The organism is Streptomyces litmocidini, from assembly GCF_014649755.1.
Lineage (GTDB): Bacteria > Actinomycetota > Actinomycetes > Streptomycetales > Streptomycetaceae > Streptomyces > Streptomyces litmocidini.
The window spans coordinates 109822-119426 of the sequence record NZ_BMTQ01000021.1 but is presented as its reverse complement, the minus strand read 5'-3'; the positions used below and the strand labels follow the sequence as shown (position 1 = coordinate 119426).

Below are 9605 nucleotides of genomic sequence, written 5' to 3'. Positions count from 1 at the left end.
GTCCACCGTGATCATGAAGGAGAACCTGGAGGAGCTCAACGGCCGCGGCCTTGCCGCCAAGTACCCCGTGATCCTCGGCGGCGCGGCCCTGACCAGGGCGTACGTCGAACAGGACCTCCACGACATCTACCAGGGCGAGGTCCGTTACGCCCGCGACGCCTTCGAGGGCCTGCGCCTCATGGACGCGCTCATCGGCGTCAAGCGCGGTGTCCCCGGAGCCGTGCTCCCCGAGCTGAAGCAGCGCCGGGTGGCCAAGGGCGCCGGCACCGCCGCCCTCCAGGTCGACGAGCCGGAGCCCGGCGGCCGCTCCGACGTGGCCACCGACAACCCGGTGCCCACCCCGCCCTTCTGGGGCACCCGCGTCGTCAAGGGCATCCCGCTGAAGGACTACGCGTCCTGGCTCGACGAGGGCGCCCTCTTCAAGGGCCAGTGGGGCCTCAAGCAGAACCGGGCCGGCGACGGACCGGCGTACGAGGAGCTCGTCGAGACCGAGGGCCGGCCCCGGCTGCGCGGCTGGCTGGAGCGCCTCCACACCGAGAACCTGCTCGAAGCGGCCGTCGTCCACGGCTACTTCCCCTGCGTCTCCAAGGGCGACGACCTGATCATCCTGGACGAGGCGGGCAACGAGCGGACCCGGTTCTCCTTCCCGCGTCAGCGCCGGGGCCGCCGCCTCTGCCTCGCGGACTTCTTCCGCCCGGAGGAGACCGGCGAGACCGATGTCGTCGGCCTCCAGGTCGTCACCGTCGGCTCGAAGATCGGCGAGGCCACGGCCAAGCTGTTCGAGTCCGACTCCTACCGCGACTACCTGGAGCTGCACGGCCTCTCCGTGCAGCTCGCCGAGGCCCTCGCCGAGTACTGGCACGCCCGGGTCCGCGCCGAGCTCGGCTTCGGCGGGGAGGACCCCGAGAACGTCGAGGACATGTTCGACCTCAAGTACCGCGGCGCGCGCTTCTCGCTGGGCTACGGCGCCTGCCCCGACCTGGAGGACCGCGCGAAGATCGCGGAACTGCTGCGTCCGGAGCGGATCGGCGTCCACCTCTCCGAGGAGTTCCAGCTCCACCCCGAGCAGTCCACCGACGCCATCGTCATCCACCACCCGGAGGCGAAGTACTTCAACGCCCGGTGACCCACCGGTGACGGCGCGGCGCGAATCCGCGCTTTCACGGTGATCACGACGTACACTTGTCGGTCCAGTGCAGGCCGGTCTTCCTCCCCGTACCGGGGAGGGGGCCGGCCTTCTCGTCCCTCCATGGAGGTGTGCCGGATGACCAGTACGGTCCCCGCGTCCCCGTTCCGTACGAACGGCAGCTCCGCCCTGCAGGCGGTCTTCCTCGACATGGACGGGACCCTCGTCGACACGGAGGGGTTCTGGTGGGACGCCGAGGTGGAGGTCTTCGCCGACCTCGGACACCGGCTGGACGAGGCCTGGCGGGACGTCGTGGTCGGCGGCCCGATGACCCGCAGCGCGGGGTACCTCATCGAGTCCACCGGCGCCGACATCACCCTCGAAGAGCTGACCGTCCTGCTCAACGAGAAGTTCGAGCAGCGCATCGGCCGGGGCGTCCCCCTCATGCCGGGGGCGGAACGGCTGCTCTCCGAGCTGGCGCGGCACTCCATCCCGACCGCCCTGGTCTCCGCCTCGCACCGGCGGATCATCGACCGGGTCCTCGCCTCGCTCGGCCGCGACCGCTTCACGCTCACCGTCGCCGGCGACGAGGTCGTCCGCACCAAGCCGCACCCCGAGCCGTATCTGACGGCCGCCCAGGGCGTCGGGGCCGACCCCGCGCTCTGCGCCGTCATCGAGGACACCGCGACCGGTGTGGCGGCCGCCGAGGCGGCGGGCTGCCGGGTCGTCGCGGTGCCCTCCGTCGCTCCGATCGCGCCCTCGCCGGGGCGGGTCGTGGTCCGCTCGCTGGAAGAGGTCGACGTGCCGTTCCTGAGGACCTTGATCACGGGAATTTGAGCTTTCCCTGAGGAAAGCGATCCGGTTAAAACGATCGGGCCATTCACCGAAAAGCACCCACGTGACCTTGGTCACTCAGAGTGCCGGACGGCGAGTGGCCCGTTCTCGTCCCCTGCCTCAAAACCGGATGTTTCGGTGCCCCCTGTGTCCCGATTGGGTCGTCGCCGTCCCCAACGTCCGCCGCATGGTTATCGAGATCGGCGCATCCATGATCACTCTTCGATTACGCCCCCGCACGGCCCCGGTCAAGCGATACCGGCGCCGCCCATTAATCTTTCGCGAGTACTTCGCCGCATAACCGCGTGCACCGGCGCATACCCAAGTCGCCGTGAACACAGGACCGATCGAAACACCCGGCCCGATCGCTCCCGCCCCGACCGGGCGGCCGGCGGCGGAGTTCCACTGACCGCTGTACCCAGTGCCGGATGAGGAGATCGTCCCTGATGAACCGCAAGACCCTGGCGCTGCCGGCCGTGGCCGGACTGCTCGCCCCCCTGCTCGCCGCCTGCGGTGGAGCGGAGGAGGGCAGAGCGATCGTCGTCGGCACCACGGACCAGTTCATCGTCACCGAGGACGCCCCCGCCCCGCTCGACCCGGCCTACGCCTACGACACCGGCGCCTGGAACATCCTCCGCCAGACCCTCCAGACCCTGATGCACGTGCCCCGCGGCGGCGGCGAGCCCGTCCCCGAGGCCGCCCAGACCTGCGGCTTCTCCGACAAGGCCAGCGAGAGCTACCGCTGCACGCTCCGCTCCGGCCTCACCTTCGCCGACGGCACCCCCGTCACGGCCGAGGACGTCAAGTTCTCCATCGAGCGCGTCCTGAAGATCAAGTCGGACAACGGCACGGCCGCCCTCCTCTCGAACATCGACGCCGTCGAGACCCAGGGCACCAGCGGGATCGTCTTCCACCTCAAGACCCCCGACGCCACCTTCCCGTACAAGATCTCCACCCCCGTCGCCGGCATCCTCAGCAAGGACAAGTACGCCGCCGACAAGCTGCGCGACGGCTTCGAGGTCGACGGCTCGGGCCCGTACACCATGAAGGCCGAGCACGAGGGCGACAAGGTCACCCGCTTCGTCTTCACCAAGAACCCCACGTACAAGGGCGACGTCACCCTGCGCAACGACAAGGTCGAACTGCGCCCCTTCGCCGACGCCGACGCCATGGGCGCGGCCCTGGAGCACGACGACATCGACATGATGGCCCGCTCCCTGTCGCAGAAGCAGATCAAGGAGCTCACCGAGGCGCCCAAGGAGAACATCCGCGTGACCGAGGTCCCCGGCCTCGAGATCCGCTACCTCGGCTTCAACACCGAGGCCCCCTCCGTCGAGCAGAAGGCCGTCCGCCAGGCCATGGCCGCCGTCGTCGACCGGGGCGCCCTCGTCAACCTCGTCTACGGCCCCACCGCCGAGCCGCTCTACTCGCTGATCCCCTCCAGCATCACCGGCCACGCCACCCCCTTCTTCGACGAGTACGGCGAGCCCGACCCCGCCCGCGCCGCCAAGATCCTCAAGGACGCGGGCGTCAAGACCCCGGTCAAGGTGACCCTCAACTACACCACCGACCACTACGGGGCCGAGACCGCCAAGGAATTCGAGGCCCTCAAGAACCAGCTCGTCGCCAGCGGGCTCTTCGACGCCAAGGTCCAGGGCGCCGAGTGGTCCGCCTTCCGCACGGCCCAGAAGCGCGGCGACTACGCCGTCTACGGCCTCGGCTGGTTCCCGGACTACCCGGACCCGGACAACTACATCGCGCCGTTCCTCGACAGCGACAACTTCCTCAACACCCCGTACGTGAACAAGACCGTCCGCGAGAAGCTCATCCCGCGCTCGCGCCGCCAGGCCGACCGCAACGCCGCGGCCCCCGTCTACGCGCAGATCCAGAAGATCGTCGCCAAGGACGTCCCCGTCCTGCCCCTGTGGCAGGGCAAGCAGTACGTCGCCGCCCGCGACGACCTCAACGGAGTCGAGTACGCCCTCAACACCTCCTCCGACCTGCTGCTGTGGGAACTGGGCCGCGGCACCGCCTGACCCCTTCGTTGTCCCGGCCGCGCGCCCCTGCGCGGCCGGCCTGACAAGAGATCAAGAGGCAAGTTCTGTGAAGGCACGAAACAAGTGGCTGACGGCCCCCCTCGCCGCCGGCCTGTCCGCCGCCCTCCTCAGCGGCTGCGGCACCGAACAGGGAGGCGGCTCCGGCGCCTCCGGCGGCGGCATACGCGTCGGCATGTCCGACGAGATCCTCGCCACCGACCCCGCGGCCGGCTACGACCCCGGCTCCTGGCTGCTGTTCAACAACGTCTTCCAGTCCCTCCTCGCCTTCCCGAAGGGCGGTTCCGAGCCGGAGCCCGAGGCCGCCGACACGTGCGCGTTCTCCAGGGGCAGCAAGGTCTACACCTGCACCCTGCGCGACGGCCTCACCTTCTCCAACGGCAACAAGCTCACCTCGGAGGACGTCAAGTTCTCCTTCGAGCGGGCCCTCAAGATCGCCGACCCCTCCGGCCCGGCGCCGCTGCTCTCCACCATCGACACCATCGAGACCCCCGACGAGAAGACCGTCGTCTTCCGGCTCAAGGTCCCGGACGCCACCTTCCCCAGCAAGATCGCCTCCGGCGCCGGGTCCATCGTGGACCACCGCGACTACCCCGCCGACGCGCTCCGCACGGACGGCAGGGCCACCGGCTCCGGCCCGTACAAGCTGGACTCCCTCAGCGACACCGAAGCCGTCTTCTCCGCCAACCCGGGCTACAAGGGCAACGCCAAGCCCAAGAACAACGCGGTCACCCTCAAGCTCTACCGCGGCGACCGCGAGGCCCTCGCCAAGGCCTTCACCGACGGCGACGTGGACGTCGCCTACCGGGGCCTCTCCGCCGACGACATCGCCGCCCTCGAGAACTCCACCACCACGGACGACAAGGGCATCGAGGTCGTCACCGGCAGCAGCGCCGAGGTCCAGCACCTCGTCTTCAACATGAAGGACCCGGTCGTCGGCAAGCTCGCCGTCCGCAAGGCCATCGCCCACCTCGTCGACCGCGAGGCCCTCGTCGAGCACGTCTACCAGTCGACGGCCACCCCGCTCTACTCGATCGTCCCGGCCGGCATCGCCGGACACAACACCGCCTTCTACGACGCCTACGGCACCCCCGACGAGGCCAAGGCGAAGAAGGCCCTCCGCTCCGCCGGCATCACCGGCAAGGTGAAGCTCACCCTCTGGTCCACGCCCAGCCGCTACGGCCCGGCCACCGACCAGGAGCTCAAGGCCATCGCCGGACAGCTCAACGCGAGCGGCCTCTTCGACGCCGACGTCAAGTCCGTCGCCTACGAGCAGTACGAGAAGGACATCGCCGCCGGGAAGTACGGGGTCTACGTCAAGGGCTGGGTCCCCGACTACCCCGACGCCGACAACTTCACCGGCCCCTTCTTCGGCGAGGGCAACGTGCTCGGCAACCGCTACGAGAACAGCACCATCACCGGCACCCTCCTCCCGCGGACCGCCGCCATCGCCGACCGCGCCGCCACCGCCGACGAGTACGGACGCCTCCAGGACCTCGTCGCCGAGGAACTCCCCGTCCTGCCGCTCTGGCAGGGCAAGCAGTACGCCGTCACCCGCGAGGACGTCACCGGCCTCGAATGGACCCTCGACGCCTCGACCGTCTTCCGCTTCTGGGAGATCCGCAAGGGCTGACGCCCCCGCCACGCACGGGGCCCGGTACGCACCACGCGCACCGGGCCCCCGTCGTTCCCCCTGGCTACTGGCTACTGGCCCCCGTCGTCCCCCGGCTACTGGCCCCCGGCCCCCGGCCGCACCAGACCGCTCTCGTACGCGTACACCGCGGCCTGGACCCGGTCCCGCAGCCCCAGCTTCGTCAGCACATGGCCCACGTGCGTCTTCACCGTCGTCTCGCTGACGAACAGGTCCGCCGCGATCTCCGCGTTCGACAGGCCCCGCGCCACCAGCTTCAGCACCTCCACCTCACGGTCGGTCAAGGTGTTCAGCGTGTCCGGCACCTGCTCCTCGCCCGTCGGCAGATGCGCCGAGTACTTGTCGAGCAGCCGGCGCGTGATCGACGGCGCCAGCATCGCCTCGCCCGCCGCCACCACGCGGATCGCCTGCACCAGCTCGTTCGCCGGAGCGTCCTTCAGGAGGAAGCCGCTCGCCCCCGCCCGCAGCGCCTCCACCACGTACTCGTCCAGGTCGAAGGTCGTCAGGACCAGCACCTTCGCCGGACCGTCCCGCCCCGGCCCCGTGATCTGCCGGGTCGCCTCCACCCCGTCCATCCGCGGCATCCGGATGTCCATCAGGACCACGTCCGGCTGCAGCGCGCGCACCTGCTCCTGCGCCTGGAGACCGTCCCCGGCCTCACCCACCACCGCGATGTCCTGCTCCGCCTCCAGGATCATCCGGAAGCCGGTCCGCAGCAGCGGCTGATCGTCGACCAACAGGACGCGGATCGTCACAAGGGCTCCTTCACGGGGCTGGGCTCACGCGGTGCGCCCGCGCCGGCGCGGGCTGCGCTCAGGAAGACGGCTGGGCCGGGTCCATTCTGCCCTGCCCCGATCCGCCCGACTCCGGCGGGCGCGCGGAAACGATCTTCAGGGGATAGACCGGGGGAGTCCCCCCGAACTCCGGACAGACCGCCTGGTGGTCGCACCAGCCGCACAGCTTCGTCGGCCGCGGCCGCCAGTCGCCCGACTCCGTGGCCAGCCGGATCGCGTCCCACAGCGCCAGCAGCTTCCGCTCCACCCGCAGCAGGTCCGCCTCCACCGGGTCGTACGTCAGCACCTCCCCGCTGCCCAGGTACACCAGCTGCAGCCGCCGCGGGACCACCCCCTTCAGCCGCCACACCACCAGCGCGTAGAAGGTCATCTGGAACAGCGCGCCGTCCCGGTACTCGGGCCGCGGCGCCTTCCCCGTCTTGTAGTCGACGATCCGCACGTCGCCCGAGGGCGCCACGTCGACCCGGTCGATCACCCCGCGCAGCCGCAGCCCCGAATCCAGCTCCGTCTCCACGAACAGCTCACGCTCGGCCGGCTCCAGCCGCGTCGGGTCCTCCAGCGCGAACCACCGCTCGACCAGCCCCTCCGCCTCGCCCAGCCAGCCCGCCAGCCGCTCCCCGTCCGGATCCTCGGCGAACAGCTCGGCCAGCTCCGGCTTCGACGCGAGGAGACGCTCCCACTGCCCCGGCACCATCGACTTCGCCCGCGACGCCGTCCGCTCCGCCGCCGGATCGTCGAAGAGCCGTTCGAGCACCGCGTGCACCAGCGTGCCCCGCGTCGCCGCCGCGCTCGGCTTCTCCGGCAGCCGGTCGATCACCCGGAACCGGTACAGCAGGGGACACTGCATGAAATCGCTCGCCCGCGAGGGCGACAACGACATGGGTGCCCGGGGCTCCGCCGGCACCTGCTCGCTCGTACTCATGACAAGACCCTACGACCCGCCACCGACAGCGAGCGGAATACCATCGACCCGGGACCCCGTCGCACTGCATGATCGAACCCCGACGCACCGACGCGGGTCACACCACGCGACGAGAGGAACCCGTGAACCAGGACGAGCCCAAGCCGCAGCGGACCGAAGAGCCCGGCGGCGGGATCCTCATGGGACGGCCCTTCGGCGTGCCCGTCTACGTCGCCCCCAGCTGGTTCGTCGTCGCCGCCCTGATCACCTGGGTCTTCGGCGACCAGATCGACCGCGTCCTGCCCGAGCTCGGCGCCGCCCGCTACCTCGTCTCCCTCTTCTTCGCCGTCGCCTTCTACGCCTCCGTGCTCGTCCACGAGCTCGCCCACACCCTCGCCGCGCTCCGCTTCAAGCTCCCGGTGCGCCGCATCCAGCTCCAGTTCTTCGGCGGCGTCTCCGAGATCGAGAAGGAGACCGAGACACCCGGCCGCGAATTCGTCCTCGCCTTCGTCGGCCCGCTGCTCTCCCTCGTCCTCGCCGGCGTGTTCTACCTCTCGCTCCACGCCGTCGAGCCCGGCACCGTCCCCGGCGTCCTCCTCGGCGGCCTGATGATCTCCAACCTGATCGTCGCCGCCTTCAACCTGCTCCCCGGGCTCCCCCTCGACGGCGGCCGCATGCTCCGCGCCGTCGTCTGGAAGATCACCGGCAAGCCCATGAGCGGCACCGTCGCCGCCGCCTGGGTCGGCCGCGCCCTCGCCGTCCTCGTCCTCGTCGGCCTGCCCCTGCTCACCCGCACCGGACTCCTCGGCAACTCCACCGACGACATCAGCGGCTTCGAGACCGTCACCGACGCCCTCCTCGCCGCGATCCTCGCCGCCATCATCTGGACCGGCGCCGGCAACAGCCTCCGCATGGCCCGCCTCCGCGAGCACCTCCCCGAGCTCCGCGCCCGCGCCCTCACCCGCCGCGCCATCCCCGTCGAACCCGTCACGCCCCTCTCCGAGGCCCTCCGCCGCGCCAACGAGGCCGGCGCCCGCGCCCTCGTCGTCGTCGACGCCACCGGCGAACCCACCGGCATCGTCCGCGAGGCCGCCATCGCCGCCGTCCCCCAGCACCGCCGCCCCTGGGTCGCCGTCAGCACCCTCGCCCAGGACCTCACCGACGGCATGCGGGTCCCCGCCGAACTCACCGGCCAGCCCCTCCTCGACCACCTCCGCGCCAGCCCCGCCACCGAGTACCTCGTGGTGGAGGACACCGGCGAGATCTACGGGGTCCTCGCCACCACCGACGTCGAGCGGGCCTTCGTCCGGGCCATGGCACGCCCCTCTTCGTGAGGCCGGTATGGTTGTTCACATGTCCGAACCGACCGGTGCCGCCCGCCGACGCGGGCCCTTCAAGGTCGGGGACCAGGTTCAGCTGACCGACCCCAAGGGCCGTCACTACACGTTCACGCTCGAAGAGGGAAAGAACTTCCACACCCACAAGGGTTCTTTCCCGCACGACGAACTGATCGGCGCCCCCGAGGGCAGCGTTGTCCGTACCACCGGAAACGTCGCCTACCTCGCGCTGCGCCCCCTGCTCCCCGACTACGTCCTCTCCATGCCCCGCGGCGCAGCCGTGGTCTACCCCAAGGACGCGGGGCAGATCCTGGCCTTCGCCGACATCTTCCCCGGCGCCCGCGTCGTGGAAGCCGGAGTGGGCTCGGGATCGCTGAGCAGCTTCCTCCTGCGCGCCATCGGAGACAGCGGCATGCTGCACTCCTACGAGCGCCGCGAGGACTTCGCCGAGATCGCCAAGGGCAACGTCGAGCGCTACTTCGGCGGCCCCCACCCGGCCTGGCAGCTGACCGTCGGCGACCTCCAGGACAACCTGTCCGACACCGACGTCGACCGCGTCATCCTGGACATGCTCGCCCCCTGGGAGTGCCTGGAGGCCGTCTCCAAGGCCCTCGTCCCCGGCGGCATCCTCTGCTGCTACGTGGCGACCACCACCCAGCTCGCCCGCACCGTGGAGTCCATCCGCGAGTTCGGCTGCTACGCCGAGCCGCAGCCCTGGGAGTCCATGATCCGCAACTGGCACGTCGAGGGCCTCGCCGTCCGCCCCGACCACCGCATGATCGGCCACACCGGCTTCCTCGTCACCGCCCGTCGCCTCGCGGACGGGGTCGAGCCCCCGATGCGCCGCCGCCGCCCCGCCAAGGGCGCCTACGGCGAGGACTACGAGGGCCCCAACAAGGGCTGACGTC

The 9605-nt window shown here is 70.6% G+C and carries 8 protein-coding genes; 6 read left to right on the top strand and 2 right to left on the bottom strand.

From position 1 onward, the window contains the following. The 4 genes from IE180_RS32200 to IE180_RS32185 form a co-directional block, all read left to right on the top strand. Positions 1–1126, top strand: a 1126-nt coding sequence (locus IE180_RS32200) for a vitamin B12 dependent-methionine synthase activation domain-containing protein (RefSeq protein WP_308434455.1), incomplete at its 5' end; no start/stop codon positions are given. Between the two features lie 138 nt (positions 1127–1264). Next, positions 1265–1963, top strand: coding sequence for an HAD family hydrolase (locus IE180_RS32195; RefSeq protein WP_190160478.1), 699 nt, complete (start codon positions 1265–1267; stop codon positions 1961–1963). A 443-nt stretch (positions 1964–2406) separates the two neighbouring features. Then, positions 2407–3996 (top strand): ABC transporter substrate-binding protein, encoded by a 1590-nt coding sequence (locus IE180_RS32190; protein ID WP_190160477.1) that lies wholly within the window; start codon positions 2407–2409, stop codon positions 3994–3996. Between the two features lie 67 nt (positions 3997–4063). Continuing rightward, positions 4064–5647, top strand: a complete 1584-nt coding sequence (locus IE180_RS32185; RefSeq protein ID WP_190160476.1) for an ABC transporter substrate-binding protein — start codon at positions 4064–4066, stop codon at positions 5645–5647. Positions 5648–5742: 95 nt separating this feature from the next. On the opposite strand, the gene IE180_RS32180 is transcribed toward IE180_RS32185, so the two are convergent. After that, entirely contained in the window at positions 5743–6420 is a 678-nt protein-coding gene (locus IE180_RS32180; protein WP_030691890.1) for a response regulator, read from the bottom strand. Between the two features lie 58 nt (positions 6421–6478). Next, entirely contained in the window at positions 6479–7381 is a 903-nt protein-coding gene (locus tag IE180_RS32175) for a RecB family exonuclease (protein ID WP_190160475.1), read from the bottom strand. Positions 7382–7560: 179 nt separating this feature from the next. On the opposite strand from IE180_RS32175, the gene IE180_RS32170 reads away from it, so the two are divergent. Further along, a complete protein-coding gene (locus tag IE180_RS32170; protein ID WP_373302847.1) occupies positions 7561–8694 on the top strand; it encodes a site-2 protease family protein in 1134 nt (377 codons plus the stop codon). 19 nt (positions 8695–8713) lie between these two features. Continuing rightward, on the top strand, positions 8714–9601 hold the full coding sequence (locus IE180_RS32165; RefSeq protein ID WP_015032448.1) for a tRNA (adenine-N1)-methyltransferase: 888 nt from the start codon (positions 8714–8716) through the stop codon (positions 9599–9601). Positions 9602–9605 lie beyond the last annotated feature (4 nt).

Bases quoted from the DNA above. Each gene is read 5' to 3' on its own strand.
- IE180_RS32195 (WP_190160478.1), top strand. From the start codon at position 1,265: ATGACCAGTACGGTCCCCGCGTCCCCGTTCCGTACGAACGGCAGCTCC.
- IE180_RS32190 (WP_190160477.1), top strand. From the start codon at position 2,407: ATGAACCGCAAGACCCTGGCGCTGCCGGCCGTGGCCGGACTGCTCGCC.
- IE180_RS32175 (WP_190160475.1), bottom strand. From the start codon at position 7,381: ATGAGTACGAGCGAGCAGGTGCCGGCGGAGCCCCGGGCACCCATGTCG.
- IE180_RS32170 (WP_373302847.1), top strand. From the start codon at position 7,561: ATGGGACGGCCCTTCGGCGTGCCCGTCTACGTCGCCCCCAGCTGGTTC.
- IE180_RS32165 (WP_015032448.1), top strand. From the start codon at position 8,714: ATGTCCGAACCGACCGGTGCCGCCCGCCGACGCGGGCCCTTCAAGGTC.